The 16372-nt window shown below is 41.9% G+C and carries 14 protein-coding genes and 2 tRNA genes; 7 read left to right on the top strand and 9 right to left on the bottom strand.

Annotated elements, in window-relative coordinates:
• Window positions 1-62 precede the first annotated feature (62 nt).
• The 5 genes from KTO63_RS14805 to KTO63_RS14825 all read right to left on the bottom strand — a co-directional run bounded on the left by KTO63_RS14805 (window position 63) and on the right by KTO63_RS14825 (window position 7138).
• On the bottom strand, window positions 63-1568 hold the full coding sequence (locus tag KTO63_RS14805) for a c-type cytochrome (protein ID WP_217792114.1): 1506 nt from the start codon (window positions 1566-1568) through the stop codon (window positions 63-65).
• A gap of 303 nt (window positions 1569-1871) precedes the next feature.
• A complete protein-coding gene (locus KTO63_RS14810; protein ID WP_217792115.1) occupies window positions 1872-3530 on the bottom strand; it encodes a hypothetical protein in 1659 nt (552 codons plus the stop codon).
• Complete coding sequence (locus KTO63_RS14815) at window positions 3520-4080, bottom strand: RNA polymerase sigma factor (protein ID WP_217792116.1); 561 nt, start codon at window positions 4078-4080, stop codon at window positions 3520-3522. The genes KTO63_RS14810 and KTO63_RS14815 overlap by 11 nt, the downstream gene beginning before the upstream one ends.
• A gap of 251 nt (window positions 4081-4331) precedes the next feature.
• On the bottom strand, window positions 4332-6926 hold the full coding sequence (locus KTO63_RS14820) for a family 20 glycosylhydrolase (RefSeq protein WP_217792117.1): 2595 nt from the start codon (window positions 6924-6926) through the stop codon (window positions 4332-4334).
• Window positions 6927-6979: 53 nt separating this feature from the next.
• Window positions 6980-7138 carry a hypothetical protein gene (locus KTO63_RS14825; protein WP_217792118.1) on the bottom strand — a complete coding sequence of 53 codons (159 nt, stop codon included), beginning with the start codon at window positions 7136-7138 and terminating at the stop codon, window positions 6980-6982.
• A gap of 55 nt (window positions 7139-7193) precedes the next feature.
• Here KTO63_RS14825 and KTO63_RS14830 point away from each other — a divergent pair, with 55 nt between their 5' ends.
• The 7 genes from KTO63_RS14830 to KTO63_RS14860 all read left to right on the top strand — a co-directional run bounded on the left by KTO63_RS14830 (window position 7194) and on the right by KTO63_RS14860 (window position 14854).
• Window positions 7194-8042: a DUF3822 family protein gene (locus tag KTO63_RS14830; RefSeq protein ID WP_217792119.1), complete on the top strand. Its 849-nt coding sequence runs from the start codon at window positions 7194-7196 to the stop codon at window positions 8040-8042.
• On the top strand, window positions 8030-8572 hold the full coding sequence (locus KTO63_RS14835; RefSeq protein ID WP_217792120.1) for an RsmD family RNA methyltransferase: 543 nt from the start codon (window positions 8030-8032) through the stop codon (window positions 8570-8572). The genes KTO63_RS14830 and KTO63_RS14835 overlap by 13 nt, the downstream gene beginning before the upstream one ends.
• A 183-nt stretch (window positions 8573-8755) precedes the next feature.
• Entirely contained in the window at window positions 8756-9394 is a 639-nt protein-coding gene (bioD, locus tag KTO63_RS14840; RefSeq protein WP_217792121.1) for a dethiobiotin synthase, read from the top strand.
• On the top strand, window positions 9391-9954 hold the full coding sequence (locus KTO63_RS14845; RefSeq protein WP_217792122.1) for a 5-formyltetrahydrofolate cyclo-ligase: 564 nt from the start codon (window positions 9391-9393) through the stop codon (window positions 9952-9954). The genes bioD and KTO63_RS14845 overlap by 4 nt, the downstream gene beginning before the upstream one ends.
• The gene (gene lpxK, locus KTO63_RS14850; RefSeq protein ID WP_217792123.1) at window positions 9944-11026 is read left to right on the top strand and encodes a tetraacyldisaccharide 4'-kinase; all 1083 of its coding nucleotides are present in this window, start codon (window positions 9944-9946) and stop codon (window positions 11024-11026) included. The genes KTO63_RS14845 and lpxK overlap by 11 nt, the downstream gene beginning before the upstream one ends.
• Window positions 11027-11129: 103 nt before the next feature.
• Entirely contained in the window at window positions 11130-13205 is a 2076-nt protein-coding gene (gene rnr, locus KTO63_RS14855) for a ribonuclease R (RefSeq protein WP_217792124.1), read from the top strand.
• A 269-nt stretch (window positions 13206-13474) separates the two neighbouring features.
• Window positions 13475-14854: an alpha-L-fucosidase gene (locus KTO63_RS14860; protein WP_217792125.1), complete on the top strand. Its 1380-nt coding sequence runs from the start codon at window positions 13475-13477 to the stop codon at window positions 14852-14854.
• A gap of 306 nt (window positions 14855-15160) precedes the next feature.
• On the opposite strand, the gene KTO63_RS14865 is transcribed toward KTO63_RS14860, so the two are convergent.
• The 4 genes from KTO63_RS14865 to KTO63_RS14880 form a co-directional block, all read right to left on the bottom strand.
• A tRNA-Val gene (locus tag KTO63_RS14865) sits at window positions 15161-15235 on the bottom strand.
• A 74-nt stretch (window positions 15236-15309) separates the two neighbouring features.
• Window positions 15310-15384: transfer RNA gene (locus KTO63_RS14870), tRNA-Val, on the bottom strand.
• Between the two features lie 200 nt (window positions 15385-15584).
• Window positions 15585-16013, bottom strand: a complete 429-nt coding sequence (locus tag KTO63_RS14875) for a DUF2335 domain-containing protein (protein ID WP_217792126.1) — start codon at window positions 16011-16013, stop codon at window positions 15585-15587.
• On the bottom strand, window positions 16006-16212 hold the full coding sequence (locus KTO63_RS14880) for a hypothetical protein (RefSeq protein ID WP_217792127.1): 207 nt from the start codon (window positions 16210-16212) through the stop codon (window positions 16006-16008). The genes KTO63_RS14875 and KTO63_RS14880 overlap by 8 nt, the downstream gene beginning before the upstream one ends.
• Window positions 16213-16372: the final 160 nt, after the last annotated feature.

Raw genomic sequence — 16372 nt, forward strand, 5'->3', positions numbered from 1 at the left:
TAATAGAAAAGATTGAAAATGCAGGGTGCCGCTGACGATTTCCGTATACCTGTATAATCGCTCTACTTGGATGTCATTTCCGTGCTTGAATCTGCAGGCACGGGCTCTGAACAAAAACCACAATGTTCCACTTTCATTTTAACCTGCTCAAGCTCACTATCAACAGCCTTCATTCCTGAGAAATTTTTAGCAGTATCGACCCGGGCGGAGACATCTTCAAAATGGAGCTTCTTAATTGATTCAGCAAACTTTTCCTGGGTTGTTTCTTCCACTTTTACATCAATGGTTTGCGATACAGAGGATACAAAATGTTTCTCACCAAAGAACATCTTACCGTTGTTCTCACCTAACACCACAATAAAGCAATCAGTATTTTGAGGCAACGGAAGCTTGCCTGTGTTCTCGTAAAAACCAAATTGTTTACCATTTGTCAGATATCCACCCTCTTGAAATATTTTTCTATCAGGTATTATTAAGAAGGCTTTCAAATGCGCGGCTGGCTCAGCCTGTACATTTACAAACAATTCACTGTACACAACACCTTCCGTTTTCTCCAGCTGTATATCTATGTTATACCAGCCATAGGCATCAATGGTAAACTGATAATATTCTGCATTGTATTGAGGAGGACTCACTTTAATAGGCAGTCCCCCGGTATCTCTGTTATTGTTATCTCCAGCGGGCGGAATTATTGTAATTTTTGCCATTGACTTATTGTCTTTAACAAGCGAATCTCTTTTACGTAAAAGCTGTTCGTAATAGTCCCTGTAATAAAGACAGGAGTCTGGTGCTGGCTTCGGAATTCCTTTGTTTACAGTCTCGGTACGAATGTAACTCAACAAGCACTCCATTTGATCATTGCTAAGGCTGTCATATACCGGCTTTGGCATTTTATGGTTTTTGCACCAGAGGTAGTTGGCATATGCATCTCCGGAGGCTAATACTTTTTGATTGTTCCGAATGTAGGCACGCAAAAGATCTTTATCCTTCCATCTATCTTCTACCCACGCGAGTGCCGGAGCAGTCAACTCTTTTTCAATCGCATGGCATGATGCACAACTTGCCTTGAAAAGCGCCTTGCCGTTGGTATAACAATCAGACTCCTTTGTTTGTACCGGCTGCGGATCCGTCCATGTAATACTGCTATCATTCATTTGCCCCTTGTATAAACTCATGTTCTTGTTTGCATAGTTTGTTGGCAAAGAAACACGCAGTGGCTTTTTAATTGTAGATTTTTCTTTGGTAGTAATATTAAACATGCCATCACTGCTTAGTATTCCCTTATCACTTTTGGTTAATAGCCTTGCCCTGATCATATCATAGAGCGACAAGGCTTCTTTTATTTGCAGCGTAACAGTTTCTGTGGAGGATTCGATGGAACCCTTTTCAATCTGCACAACGATGCCTTCCTTTGTTTTAATGGATGTATCTTTTTGCGTGTTAATGACGAAGGACTGTGTTTCTAAATTGTTTGTGTTGAGTGTTTGCTCAATTAAAGAGGAAGAAATTTGGGGCTGATTGCAAGCCACAAAGCCCAGAAGACTGGCCGCAAGTAAAAGTTTTTTCATTTGGTTAGGCGTTGGGTTAACGTTCGCCAATATACTAAGAGAAATTTTATCAAGCTATTCCATAAACAATAGGAAAATTTGAAGATTTGAAAATTTGAAGATTTGAAAATGCGAGCTATGCATCTTTCATTATTTATCGCATTCAGCCCACCGGCAATTATATCTTGAATTGTAAATGCCACACACAATGAATTTTCAAATTTTCAAATCTTCAAATTTTCAAATCATTGCATTCAAGAAGTTTGTAAATAAAAAAAGCGAAGCCTCTCAGCTCCGCTCACGTGTGTGTTACAAAGGGCGAACCTATTTAAATAATTTTTGCAACTGGAACGATGTTTTTAGTCCCAGTGAAACAAGGTGCTGACTGGTAGATGTTGCAGGCTTCGCCAAACGCGTTACGCCATAGGACACAACCGGACCAATGGTCACTGGCAGTCTTCCCCTTTCATTAAACTCAACACCTATGCCCGCATTCAGGAATATCTGCGTACGATTAATTAGTGTGTTATTTTCAAAATGCGTTCCATAACTGTTGCGGAAAAGCATTTTTCCATCAACCATGTAGGCAAGTGTTCCGCCCACCGTTCCGACAACATTGGCATCTCCCATATGGAACATATGAAAGGCAACAGTAACCGGTATTTCGATGAGATGATATTTGTTGTGATAAGTATAATCCTTGCCTGCCTGGTAAAAAGTATTCGCAGAAAGCAATGTCATGTTCTGCAATCTAACTACAGCAGTACTGTCTTGTTTCGCTCCTACTTTCACTGCTGCGGAATAGTAGCTGTAATTCATTCCCACTTCCACTGATACTTTCCTGATGGCTTTTTTCGCAAACATCCCTATGCTAAATGCAGTACCATTGTTGGGTTGAGAATAAGGAACCACATAAGAATTACCTCTCTGGTACGGGCCTGCTGCAAATGCCATCTGGGCTGTATTCATGACATTTTCAGTGGTGGCATAGGTCTTGGTAATGTTAGACATTCCCGGTGTTGCCTGAATACCCCACGACCATGTGCTCGGACGTACAACCTGGATTGGCTTGGTCTCAGGCACAGCAATCGCCGGTGCACTTACCTTTGGAGATGCGTTAAATGCAACAGCCGGAACCATTGCGTGACGCAAGTCCTCATCAATCACCACATTATCATTTGCCGGCACAATCAACACAACATTATCCAGGTGATCAATATTATTAGTAGCATTTACTAAATTGTTTTTATCCCCGCGTTTAATGTTGTTTTGATGCTTGTTATTATTTTTCGCAAGGTTATTTGCAGAAGAACCACCTGCGTTGTCATTTGTCAAATCATCTTTACCAGCAGCGTTATTAGAAGTCACTGATCTTTTCCCTGCAGCGTTTTTATTGTGAGTGCTGCCGGCTAAAAGTGCCGCAGAAGAAGCAACGTTGCCGGTACTCACTGCCTTATTGCCTTTATTCTTTTCAGCATCCGGTGCATTTGTTTTTGCCGTGCCTGTCGTATTTGGTTTTGTTGCGACTGCTGTATTTTCTACGGATGCATTGGATGTGCTTTGCGTCGCACCCGATTCATCATTCAGGCTTCCTTTCACCAATGCATCTTTGCCGTTCGCATTTTTATTTTCTTCTTTAATTACTGAGCCAGCACCAGGTTGAGTGTAAAGATTTGAATCATTCAAATGATTTTTGATGTTTGTTGATGGGTTTACGGCTGCCTGCGAATTCTTTTCGCTGTTAACAGTTGAGGTCGTTTTCGCCGTGTTAGCTTTCAAAGCCGGATTAGGGGTATGAACAAAAAGTAAATAGCCCGGAACAAGCAAAAGCAAAGCCGCAGCTGCCGGAACATATCTCCAGATCCTTCTGCGTTTTTCCTTCCTTATGCCGTCCTGCACATTCAGCCATACAGCATCAGACGGAGGAAGCCTGAACTCCTCCATTTGCTGCTGCACCTTCCGTTCAAATTCGTTATTGTGCATATAGCTGTTTTTTAACGTCTTCTTTGTTTCGGTTGATCCAACTGATCAGCAAACCTCTTGCCCTTGCATACTGCGATCTGGACGTGCCCTCATTGATGCCCAGCATTTTGCCTATTTCAACGTGGCTATACCCTTCCACAGCATGTAAGTTGAATATTGTTTGATAACCTGTTGGGAGTTGTCGTATCATTTCAGCAAGTTCCTTCATGCTCATTTGCATTTCAGGATCATCGTCCGTAACAAGATGAACATTGCTGTTTTCAAAAACCAGGTCGTATTTGTATTGACTATTCTTTTTCAGGTAATTAATGGCTGTGGTAACCATGATCCTTCTGATCCATCCTCCAAGCTCTCCCTCACTTTTGTACTGGTGCAAGTGAAGAAATACTTTAATAAAGCCTTCCTGCATAACATCTTCCGCATCGGTAATCGACTTCGTGTACCGGTAACAAATACCCAACATAGGCTCAGCAAAAAGTGTATACAGTTGCTTTTGAGCAACTGCACTCCCTTTCAGGCAATCCTTTATGAGTTGTCTGTGATCGGTCATTCTGGTTAATTAGGTTGACAAAAAACGTTTTGCGTTCGTTGCACAAAAGAAGGACTTTATTTAGGAAATGCGGCGCCGCTGGTCATTTTTTAACATTTAACATTGATTATCAACAACTTGAAAAAACAACTGAATAACTGAGTAACTGAATAACTGAACTTGAGTTTGCATTACTCGCTTCACAATGCAGTTACCCAATTATTCCGGCTACTCAATTTTTCAGTTACTCAGTTATTCAGTTATTCAGTTATTCAGTTATTCTTCACCTCCGCACTTCTACCTCCTCTTCCTCTTTCATCGAATGCCCTCAACTTAATTGTGCCTTGTACAGAAATGGGTTCTTTATAAATGTTGCTGGTGGCAGTTGGCTCCTTACCGTCAATAGTGTAGCGAATGGTGAAACCGGGCAATTGAATGTTGGCGTACACTTTACCATTGTCCACTTTCGCTCCTGGTGAGGGAATTCTGTAGTTAAAACCGCCTGCGTAGTAGTTCAGTCTGGGTAGCTCCCTCTTGCCCACTACATTCACAAATGTGCTCCATGCATCGGCATACAAAGCCGCAGATTTGGCACTGTCTTTTTCTATCGCCCAGTCAGGATCTTTGCTCCAGGCCCTTTCCGCCAGTCCCAATAATTTAGGCAAAAGCATATATTCCATTTTGTTGCTGCTTATCAATGTTTCCGCCCAAAGTAAGCCTTTTATGCCCACGATGTTTGATTTACCATAATCTGTGAGGCGTTGCTTGCCAATGAAAATCGACTTATCGAGCGGATTGCCGAATTTGTCTTCCCTGCTGTTTTTAAAATAGTCAAACGGAACAAAATAAAACGGTTTGTCAATGTCCACATAACCGCCCCAGTAATAGCCCGGCTCTTCAAAATCTTTATAGTAAGCCATGTCAAAATATTGATTGCTTACGCACGACAGCACTACTTTGTAGCCGCTATTGGCCAACTGATACGCCAAGTCTTCCGCGCCCCAGCCCAACACATTGTTCCACACATCCACCTGAAAATGTTCACCTACAAAATCAGGATTCGGGATCATTTTTCTACCACCATCCTGCTGCGTTTTGCGAAGCGCCGCTTCTTCCCATCCGGAGAGGAACAAGCCCCGGGCTTTCAAAATATTGTTTACTCTGCCGAAATAATAGTACCAAAGATCATCGGTGCTTTGAATGCTTTTATCTTTTTCTTTTAAAGACAAATACAAAGGAGATTTCTCCCAAACGCCCGCCGGCACTTCATCACCGCCCATGTGAACGGTTTTCAAAGGCGCATTGGCTTCTTTATACATTGCTGCAAGATCGTTCACTACTGTTTCCACAAAACTATAAACCGAAGGAAGAGCAACATTCATCACATTGTCGTTGTAAAACTGTACCGACATATATTTTGAAGTATCCTGCAGGTCATACAACAGAAATTCCTTTGCCTTCACAGAGTCGCCAAGTTTCATGTATTTTTCATAGCGTGCATTCATTGCTTTTATCGCTGCTCTTGCATGTCCCGGGCTTTCTATTTCAGGTATCACCTGTATGTGACGTTCAGTTGCGTAGCGAAGTATCTCAATGAAATCTTGTCGGGAATAATGGCCGCTTGCCACAGTATTTGTATCAGGACCTGAACCTAATGTTGATTGAAGAAACTTTTTATTGTCAGTTGTGAAGCCACGAACAGCAGCAATTTGCGTAAGTTCAGGCAGCGATGGGATTTCAACGCGCCATGCTTCATCATCACTAAAGTGCAAATGCAGGACATTCTGTTTGTACAAAGCCAGCAAATCAAGCACTCTAAGTAGTTCTTGTTTCGTTTGAAAATTTCTGGCAACGTCGAGAAAGAATGCTCTGTAGCCGAATCTCGGTGCATCTTCCACCTCTACTGTCGGCACGGCGATTGCTTTTTGTGTTCTTGCAAAAGCGGTTGGAGAAATCAAAGAAAGCAACGACTGTATGCCATAAAAAACACCCTCACCGCTTGACGCTTCTATCACAATAGCGTTGTCCTTTACATGCAATGCATATGCGCCTTCCGGCAAATTGTTTTGCTTAAGCTCTATGCTGTTCGTTATTTCCGAAAGTTTTTGTGTGGGCGATCCAACAAGCTTTGAAGTTTGTTTTACCAGGTAATTTAACTCCGGTGTAAAAGCCTCCGGAGCCGTAATTTTTGTGGCAGTTGATAAATTGAAAAAGCTGTTGGTTTCTTTGTAACTCACCGGCGTTGGAAAGATTTTTGGCAATTGCGCCTCTTCAATATTCTTAATCCCGGCGTTTTTCTGATAGATATCCTGAGGTGTGATCAACCCTATTTTATCTCCCGCAAAACGCAAGTATTGTTTAGGTTCTGTTGAAGGGATTGCTTTCACATTGTTTAGCGAATATCCTTTTTCTGCGCCCTGCCACACGATGTAAAAACCGGTTGGTGCATCTGTAAAATTCACGACCCAATCACTGGAAACAAATGATACTTTAAAGGATTTTCCTGCTGCTAATGGTTGAAAATTTGCCGACGGAGTAATTCTAAACAGATCGCCATTTACATGCTCAATCTGCACATCGGCACCTGTCGCAGAACCGGGCACGATCATTCTGGCAAAATTGAAATAGATCGTCCAGCCCGTTGCCGGCAAGTCTTTCTTGTTTTTGTTAGTAAGCACCAGTGAGGTCAGCGATTGAAATTTTCCATTGTGGCCATTCTCCTCAATTTGCCATGTTACGTCAATATTGTTGAATGTATTTTCCACTTTCTTTTTTTGAGCATTAAGCTGCAATAATGTTATCGTCAGCAGGCAAAACGTAACCAATATTTTCAAGAGTGATCTTTTATTCCGGGCTTTTGTGTGCATATGCGGCATTTGAAGAATAGTGTCGTGGTTAATGTTATTGTAATGAAAGATAATTACAATGTGCGATGTACGGAGTACGGGATATGAAATATTTCACGCAAAGCTGCAAAGGAGCCAAGGCGCAAAGGCATTTGCAACACGCCCCACTCGTATATCTTACAACCTTTGCTTCTTTGCACCTTTGCGCCTTTGCGTGAAATGCATTTAGACACGTTTGCCTTGCCTGTTTTCCCCGAAATATAGTATTATTGCACACAGTTCAATATTATGTATAAAATCACGCAGGACATAGGAAGCTATTCGGAGGTAATTATTGGCTCCCAACCATTGCTTGTACTTGAAGTGGGCGCAACGGCGCTTAATTACATGATCATGCAGTCAGACAGATCGCTGCAGAAATTGAGGTACTACCAGATTGACATCAACAATCCTGCTGACCTATCTGAAACACTGGAAGAGATTCTTGCAAATGATGATCTGCTGGGTAAAAATTTCTCCAATTGTCATATCATCTATAATTTTTCTTCTAATCAGCTGATTCCTGAAAAATATTACCACGAGCACGTTAACAAGCAGCTGCTGGAAGTTATTCACGGCGATCTTGTGAAAGGAGTGATCCTGAATGAAAAGGTGAGTGACTTACATGCGCACAACATTTACCGTATACCTAAAGATATTCACCAGGTTTTATTGAGAAAATTCCCGCTCAATACGCAACATCATTACTACACGCTCCTGCTGGATCATTTATATAAAACGGCCGGTGTGGAAAGCGACAAGGTAGTGGTTTCATTTTACAGGAAAAATATTATCGCCATCGTTGTTAAGGATAGCAAACTGCAACTAATGCAACAGTTTGGTTACCAGACAACGGAGGATGTTGCTTACTGGCTGCTGAATATTTACAATCAGTTCAACCTTGAGCAATTATCAACTCCGCTTGAAATATCAGGCATGATCGATGAAGACTCCGCTATGTACACAGAGCTGCTGAAATATTTTTCGAGAATTGACTTTGAAAGTCATCCGGATTATATCAAAGAAGGCGTTCTGTTGCAGGGTTATCCAAAGCACTTTTTTTCACCCATTCTCAAACTGGCCACATGCGTATCATAGGAGGAAGCCTGGGTGGCAGGCGCGTAAATCCACCCGCCAAAATGCCCCACACAAGGCCCACCACGGATATCGCGAAGGAAGGCCTGTTCAATATTATCCAAAACAACCTCGAACTGGAAGGCTTTAAAACGCTTGATATTTTCGGCGGAACGGGAAGCATCAGCTATGAGCTGGCTTCACGGGGCGCTACGGATCTCACTATTGTAGAAAAAGATCCTGCGATGTACGATTTCATCAAAAAGAACAGCGAATCGCTCGGAATCAAGAATTTCAAAGTGGTGAAAATGGATGTTTTCAAGTTCCTCGAACAGTGCAACGATCAATTCGATTTCATTTTCGCAGGACCACCCTACGCTCTTGAAACGATCGACGATCTTCCGCGCCTTGTAGCTTCCAGGAAACTGCTGAAGCCAAACGGCTGGTTCGTCCTTGAACACACACCCCGCAACAACTACGAAAAAGGCTTCGATCTTTTCGTATCTGAAAGAAGCTATGGAACGACGTTGTTTTCGTTTTTTATAAATAGATGAGGTAATTAATAATTAATAAAGAATAATTAATAGGGCATCATTCGTTTGTTTGAAGTTTTCCGTCCTGTTCGACATTCATTAAAGTCGACCATACAATAGATGTCACTTCTATTAATTCTTAATTATTAATTATTAATTCCGTCCATTACACTTTTAACTATTACTCACTAATATTCGACCATAATGCACCCTGTCTTCATAACGGGCATCGGCACCGGCATTGGCAAAACACTTGTATCGGCGATTGTTACAGAAGCGCTGCAGGCGGATTATTGGAAGCCTGTGCAGGCCGGCTTTGATGATGGTACGGATACGGGTTGGATACAGGAAAGAATTTCCAATAGCAAAACGATATTTCACAAAGAGGCATATAAACTTGCGCTGCCGGCTTCTCCGCATATTGCGGCAAAGGACGAGAATGTGCGCATAAGCCTCGACGTAATTGCAGATGCTTACAAAGCACTTCCCGCTGCAAATGAGTATGTGGTGATTGAGGGCGCCGGCGGCATTTTTGTCCCGCTGAATGAGGATGAATTTGTGATAGACCTGATCGCAAAACTGAGAGCGAAAGTTATTTTGGTAAGCCGCAACTATCTTGGAAGTATCAACCATTCTATTTTGACAGCAGAAGCTTGCAAGGCAAGAAATTTGGATGTTGCAGGTTGGATCTTTAACGACCAGTATATGCACTACGAAAGCGAAATTGCGAGATGGAGCGGTTATCCATCACTTAGCAGTGTTCCGTTTACGGAAAATCCGGATAAAGCTTTTGTTCAGCAGCAAGCAGTAATTTTGCGCTCAGCGCTACAAAATGCTTTATGACTAAAAAAGAAATAAGAAACGAATACAAACAAAAACGCCTCGAACTTGCCGAGCGCGACCGGTTGAAACTCGACGACCTGCTGCTCATCAATTTTCAACAGCTGTGGTTTGACAATGTGCAGGTGGTAATGAGTTACTGGCCGCTGCAAACAATGGCGGAGCTGAATACGCATATTTTTACCGATTTCATGGCTTTCCGTATGCCTGGCATGCACCTAGCCTACCCCGTTATAAAGCAGGGCAACATGGAAGCCGTAGTCGTGGATGATGACACCAATTATCAACTCAACAAATACAATATTGCGGAACCTGTTGACGGTACGATCATTGTACCGGAAGCTATTGACATGGTGCTAACCCCGTTGCTCGCATTTGACACAAACGGCTACAGAGTGGGTTATGGCAAGGGCTACTACGACAAGTTTTTCGCCATGTGCCGCCCCGATGTGCTGAAAGTCGGCTTCTCATATTTCGACCCGATCCAACGCATTGCCGATGTTGATGAATTTGATGTACCTTTAAACATATGTATCACACCGAACCAAACGTATGAATTTTAACATCCCTCTTTTAAAGACCATACGCATTTTATTGTTTCCCGTTTCATTGGTTTATGTTCTCGTTGTTTGGCTGCGCAATAAGCTTTATGATAAAGGCATTCTGAAATCTGCGTCGTTTAATCTTCCGTTGATCTGCGTCGGAAATATTGCTGTGGGCGGAACCGGCAAATCGCCGATGGTGGAATATTTGGCGAAGTTCCTTAGAAATGATTTCCAGGTAGCAACTTTAAGCCGCGGTTATAAAAGAAAAACCAAAGGATATGCATTGGCAAACGCATCTACTACCGCTCTTGACATTGGCGATGAACCCATGCAGTTTCATTTGAAATTTCCGGATGTTGCGGTGGCCGTGGGCGAAGAAAGAATTGTTGCTATTCCGCAGCTACTGCACGACAAACCCAATACAGACCTGATCATTCTGGATGATGCTTTCCAGCACCGGGCTGTCAAAGCGGGTTTTAATATTGTGCTGACAGATTGCAGCAATCTGTACACTCGTGACTGGTATTTGCCTTCAGGCGATTTAAGGGATGTAAAAAGCAGTGTACAACGTGCCGATGTTATTGTTGTTACCAAATGTCCTGCTGATCTTTCTGTTGAAAAGAAAAACGAGATCATAAAAGAACTGGCGCCTACGAAAGATCAAAAGATTTTCTTCTCCACCATACGCTACGGTTCGTTGTATCACATAACTGAAAAAACGCCTTTTGTATTAAACGATGAAACAGAAGCGCTGTTGGTAACGGGTATCGCCAACCCAAAACCACTAAAAAAGCTGCTGGCCGAGCAAACAAAATCCTATACGGAACAGGCTTACAACGATCACTATATTTTTACCATTGACGACCTGAAGGACATTCAAAAGAAATTCGCCGCTCTCAATGCCGATCATAAAATTATTCTGACCACGGAAAAAGACGCCGTTCGCCTCGCCAAGTTTGACGACCAGTTGAAAAGCCTTCCCTTTTACGTTATACCTATAGAAATGCAATTTCTATTTAACGAAGGCAATGATTTCAATAATTTAATTATTACATTTATTAGAGCGAACAAAAAAAGTGATGAGCGATGAGTGATGAATTATGAATGCATTAAACAGCCATCATGAACAATTCATCTCTCATCTCTCATAATTCATCACTCATTTCCTACTCGCTCCATCTTAAACAAATTACATGAGTAGAAAAAACTCAAAAACAAAGAAGAAAAAGCCGTCATCCGATACCCGTCAGTACAAAGGTGTGCTTGATATCACCAGATCAGGCGTTGGATTTATTATTGTACCGCAACTTGACAATGACATACTGGTAAGGCCAAACGATTTTAATACTGCATTGCACGGCGATACCGTGCTGGTGAAGATCACCAGCGATCCACACAGAACAGGAAGGGCGCAAGGCGTGATCACGGAAGTGGTGGACAGAAAACAAACAGAATTTGTTGGTAAAATAGACCTGAATAAAAATTTCGCCTTTTTTATAGCGGAGTCTCAAAAGCCAATGCCGGATGTTTACATACCGTTGGATAAATTGAACAACGCGAAGAACGATGACAAGGTGACCGTTCGCATTACGGGCTGGGAAAAGAATAAAAAGCCAACCGGCGAGGTGCTCAAGATAATGGATGCCAGCGACGAGAACGAATTTGCAATGCGTGAGATCATTCTCGAAAACGGCTTTCCTATTGGCTTTAGCGATGAAATACAGGAAGAAACAGCACGCATTCCTGATGCGCTTCCAAAAGCAGAGATCAAGAAACGAAAGGACTTCCGCGATGTATTTACAATTACTATAGATCCAGCAGATGCAAAGGATTTTGATGATGCCATTTCTTTCCGTGTATTGAAAAACGGACATTACGAAATAGGCGTTCACATTGCAGACGTGAGCTATTATGTGACGCCGGATACGGCATTGGATAAAGAAGCTTACCAGCGTGCAACCTCCGTGTATTTGCCGGATAGAGTAAATCCGATGTTGCCGGAAAGAATTTCAAATGAATTGTGCTCTTTGCGTCCGAAAGAAGATAAGTTCACCTTCTCAGCAGTGTTCCAGATAACGCCAAAAGCTGAAGTGAAGGATTTCTGGCTGGGCCGCACCGTTATACACTCCAATCACCGCTTTACTTACGAAGAAGTTCAGGAAGTGATTGAAAAAGGAGATGGACTGTATAAAGACGAAGTGCTCATCCTAAACAATATTTCACAACGCTTGCGCAAACAGCGTTTCAAGAAAGGCGCGATCAATTTTTCCTCACAGGAAGTGCGCTTTAAACTGGATGACAAAGGCAAGCCAATCGGCATTGTAATAAAGGAAAGCAAAGAGGCACACCAGTTGATCGAAGAGCTGATGTTGCTCGCAAATAAAGTGGTGGCAGAAAGTGTTGCGAAAGTAAAGGTTGCCAAAAAACCGGTTCCTTTCCCCTATCGAGTGCACGCCACACCTGACGAAGAAAAACTGTTGCCATTCGTGGAGTTTGCCAAAAAATTCGGTCACAAGTTCGATACGAAAACACCGGAAGGCATTGCAGAATCCTTCAATACCATGCTGAAAGACGTGCAGGGCAAACCGGAGCAACATGTGCTGGAACAACTGGGTATCCGCACAATGGCAAAAGCTGTTTACACCTCAGACAATATAGGTCACTATGGTCTTGGATTTACGCACTACGCGCATTTCACCTCTCCCATCCGCCGTTATCCTGATGTGATGGTTCACCGTGTATTACAGGAAGTGCTTGATAGCGCTGTGAAGCCCGACAAAGAAATGGAAGAAAAATGCAAGCACTGTAGTGAACGTGAACGTGCTGCGATGGACGCAGAACGTGCGGCAAACAAATACAAACAGGTAGAGTACATGCAAAACTATCTGGGTGATGAATTTGACGGCGTGATTAGCGGCGTAGCAAGTTTTGGCTTTTGGGTAGAAACTGTGGAGCATAAATGCGAAGGTCTTGTAAGCATCAACAGCCTGCTCGATTACGATGATTTCCGCCACATGGAGGGCGATTATGCACTTGTTGGAAGACGCAGTGGTCGTGCATTCCGCATGGGCGATAAAGTGCGCATAAAAGTGATTTCTGCAAATCTTGCCAAACGTCAGCTTGATTATGAGTGGGTGCTTACCAGTGGAGCAAAACCTGAAGAAGGCGAAAGCGAAGTAACCAAACCAAAAAAAGAAAAGAAGAAAACTTCAAAACCTTCGTCCAAAGCGGCAGCGCCGGCTAAGGACAAAAAGAAGAGGAAGAAATAATTTGAAAATTTGAGGATGCGGGAATTTGAAAATACTTTATGTGCCGCATACAAATCAAAAAACGACCGGATTCCTCTGTGAGATCTGGTCGTTTTCGTTTAATATATATCATTCGTTTAATTTCCTATCTACAATAGTGTACTATTTTATCAATCTTAAAATTTCAAATAGTATAAAAGTTAATTTCATTTTCCTTTTTACTGTTGTTTGTTGTGATCATAATCTATTGAAAGTTTCTATTGACAAAATGTAAAAACAAAAATACACCGATGAAAAAAAGTATCACGATTGGATTGCTTTTATGCTGTTCGTTGTTTGCCGGCGCGCAGGATATAAAAATATTTAAGGAGACTGCTGCTCAAAAAGAGAGCCGTCTGAAATGGTGGACCAATGGTCGTTTCGGCATGTTCATACATTGGGGGCTGTATTCTTTGCCGGCCAGACATGAGTGGGTAAAGATGTACGAACGCATAACGAACGAAGACTATCAAAAATATTTCGACAATTTTAACCCTGACGAATTTGATCCCAAAAAATGGGCGAAAGAAGCCAAAGCCGCAGGCATGAAATATGCGGTGCTTACAACAAAACATCATGAAGGGTTCTGCCTGTTCGATTCAAAATATACCGATTACAAGGCAACGAACACACCGGCACATCGCGACCTGGTAAAGGAATTTGTAGATGCTTTCCGCGCCGAGGGAATAAAGGTGGGTTTTTACTACTCGTTACTTGATTGGCACCATCCGGATTATACCATTGACGATTGCCATCCACAACGCCCGGCAGACAGCCTTAGCAATGAAGAAAAAGATGCTTATTATCTGCGTGTAAACAAAGGGCGCGATATGAAAAAATATCAGCAATATATGAAGGACCAGATCACGGAACTGCTTACAAAATACGGAAAGATCGATATCCTTTGGTTGGACTGGACGTGGGGAAAAGAAAGTAAACATGGTAAACATCCACAAGACTGGGACGCATTGAACCTGATAAAACTGGTAAGAAAATTACAGCCTGGAATCCTGGTGAACAACAGGTTAGGACTTGACCAGGATGGATATGCAGATGGCGGCGATTTTGTGACACCTGAGCAGGTAAAACCATCGGAGCTATTACCGTATAAAGGAAAATATTGGGAAACCTGCCAAACCTTCTCTGGCTCCTGGGGATACTACCGTGATGAAAACACCTGGAAGAACCAACGTCAGTTACTTGACCTGTTAATCACCTCCACCGCCAATGGTGGAAACCTCATATTAAATGTTGGCCCTACAGCTCGTGGAGAGTTTGATTATCGTGCTAAAAGAGCGCTGGACAGCCTGGCATACTGGATGCATGAAAACAATCAGGCTATCTATAATTGCACCTTTCCTCCCGCAGAATATAATATACCAGAATCGATGGGCGAAAGGCTGACATACAATCCGACTACAAAGAAGTTATACCTGCATCTTTTCAGTTATCCGGCAGATGGACAACTTGTATTGCCTAATTATAGTGGCAAAATAAAGTATGCACAATTCCTAAATGATGATTCTGAAGTAGCATTTAAAACCGGCGATAACAATTCAGACTTGATTTTAAAACTTCCCAAAAACAAGCCACCTTATGAAGTTCCGGTAATTGAATTTAGCTTGAAATAAAAAATGATAGCATCCAATCTATAAAATTGATAAATAAACGGTAAAGGGCAGTCTATGACTGCCTTTTACTATTTTATGCCAGATGTAAAAAGAACCTAATCTGCCAGTTTTTTTGCATTATAACGGAGAACAATGGGAATAAAAAAGCCAGAACACTTTTTAGTATTCTGGCTTTTTTTGTGGGAGTTGACGGGCTCGAACCGCCGACCCTTCCGACTTACAAGCCGGAATGCTCTGAACCGATCAAACTTTCAAATACCACAAATAAAAAAGCCAGAACACTATTAAGTATTCTGGCTTCGGTTGTGGGAGTTGACGGGCTCGAACCGCCGACCCTCTGCTTGTAAGGCAGATGCTCTGAACCAACTGAGCTAAACTCCCGTTTTGTAAGAACTTTGTAACAGAAAATCTGAATAAAAAAACCGAAACTCATCTTTTAAGAATTTCGGCTTTAGTGGGAGTTGACGGGCTCGAACCGCCGACCCTCTGCTTGTAAGGCAGATGCTCTGAACCAACTGAGCTAAACTCCCATTTCTGTAAGAACTTTCCCGTTATCAACGTTTTGCGTTACCGTTTTTCGTTGTTGGGAGTGCAAAGATAAGGTTGAAAATGTTTCTGCAAAATTTTTATTCCGGTTTTTTAAAAGAATTTCATCTTTTTATTTCCTTAATATTTTGAAAGTGAATTAAAAGCAGAAGATGGGACATTCAAATCCTGAGCAGTTAGTTTTCTAAGATTCAGCTTCTCTCTTTTTCCCTCCCACAAATGAAACTATGACTCCAACCACTACAGCTCCAACCAAACCAGCCGCTGCATTTGCATAACCCAGATAGGCCACAAATGATGCAAAAAGTAAAATGAAGATAACTATTACCAGTGCAAACCATTGTCCCCTTTTAGTTATGCTGACCTTATTTTTTTCTATCTCAAATACCTTTTCTGAAGAAGATAGATTAAGTTCTAACCGTGCCTTTTGTTCCCTTTCAGCCATTGAAATAATCCTGTCCGCAAAGCCGGGATTAATTTCATTATAGCGCTGCAGCTCACTTGCCGGCGGAATTGGGCCTTGATGGTATTGCATGTGAGTGGCTAAGACTCCGCCATTTTTCTCAGGATTTCTGTGTTGCTGATTGGGAATTGGACTTTCTCTCCTATCCATTCTTTCCTTTTTCAACCGCTTGAGAAATATCAATTCCTACGCTTTGCCAATCGTTGGAAATATTGACCTCATCCGTTTGTTGATTGGTATTTTGATATTTGGATAACTTTTTTCTAAAATCATCCGTCGAATTTGTTAAACTAAAGGGAAATAATGAAAAGGACAACAAAACGTTAACCATACTGTTTATTCTTTTCATAAATGTATAAGATTTGAAAAAGTTTGTAGTTAGTAAAAGTACAAAAGTCTTATACAAAAGGATACGTTTGAAAAACTTAACGCACATTGTCAAAATTTTTCAAATCATGACAAATCATGAAAATCTTGAAAATCTGCGTTCTCCCTCATGTTCAAATTTT

The sequence above is a fragment of the Pinibacter aurantiacus genome, from assembly GCF_019130065.1.
Lineage (GTDB): Bacteria > Bacteroidota > Bacteroidia > Chitinophagales > Chitinophagaceae > Pinibacter > Pinibacter aurantiacus.

Coding starts and splice junctions, on each gene's coding strand:
- KTO63_RS14830 (WP_217792119.1), top strand. CDS start 7,194: ATGTATAAAATCACGCAGGACATAGGAAGCTATTCGGAGGTAATTATT.
- KTO63_RS14820 (WP_217792117.1), bottom strand. CDS start 6,926: ATGCACACAAAAGCCCGGAATAAAAGATCACTCTTGAAAATATTGGTT.
- KTO63_RS14845 (WP_217792122.1), top strand. CDS start 9,391: ATGACTAAAAAAGAAATAAGAAACGAATACAAACAAAAACGCCTCGAA.
- rnr (WP_217792124.1), top strand. CDS start 11,130: ATGAGTAGAAAAAACTCAAAAACAAAGAAGAAAAAGCCGTCATCCGAT.
- KTO63_RS14875 (WP_217792126.1), bottom strand. CDS start 16,013: ATGGATAGGAGAGAAAGTCCAATTCCCAATCAGCAACACAGAAATCCT.
- KTO63_RS14805 (WP_217792114.1), bottom strand. CDS start 1,568: ATGAAAAAACTTTTACTTGCGGCCAGTCTTCTGGGCTTTGTGGCTTGC.
- KTO63_RS14835 (WP_217792120.1), top strand. CDS start 8,030: ATGCGTATCATAGGAGGAAGCCTGGGTGGCAGGCGCGTAAATCCACCC.
- KTO63_RS14815 (WP_217792116.1), bottom strand. CDS start 4,080: ATGACCGATCACAGACAACTCATAAAGGATTGCCTGAAAGGGAGTGCA.
- KTO63_RS14860 (WP_217792125.1), top strand. CDS start 13,475: ATGAAAAAAAGTATCACGATTGGATTGCTTTTATGCTGTTCGTTGTTT.
- KTO63_RS14880 (WP_217792127.1), bottom strand. CDS start 16,212: ATGAAAAGAATAAACAGTATGGTTAACGTTTTGTTGTCCTTTTCATTA.
- lpxK (WP_217792123.1), top strand. CDS start 9,944: ATGAATTTTAACATCCCTCTTTTAAAGACCATACGCATTTTATTGTTT.
- bioD (WP_217792121.1), top strand. CDS start 8,756: ATGCACCCTGTCTTCATAACGGGCATCGGCACCGGCATTGGCAAAACA.
- KTO63_RS14810 (WP_217792115.1), bottom strand. CDS start 3,530: ATGCACAATAACGAATTTGAACGGAAGGTGCAGCAGCAAATGGAGGAG.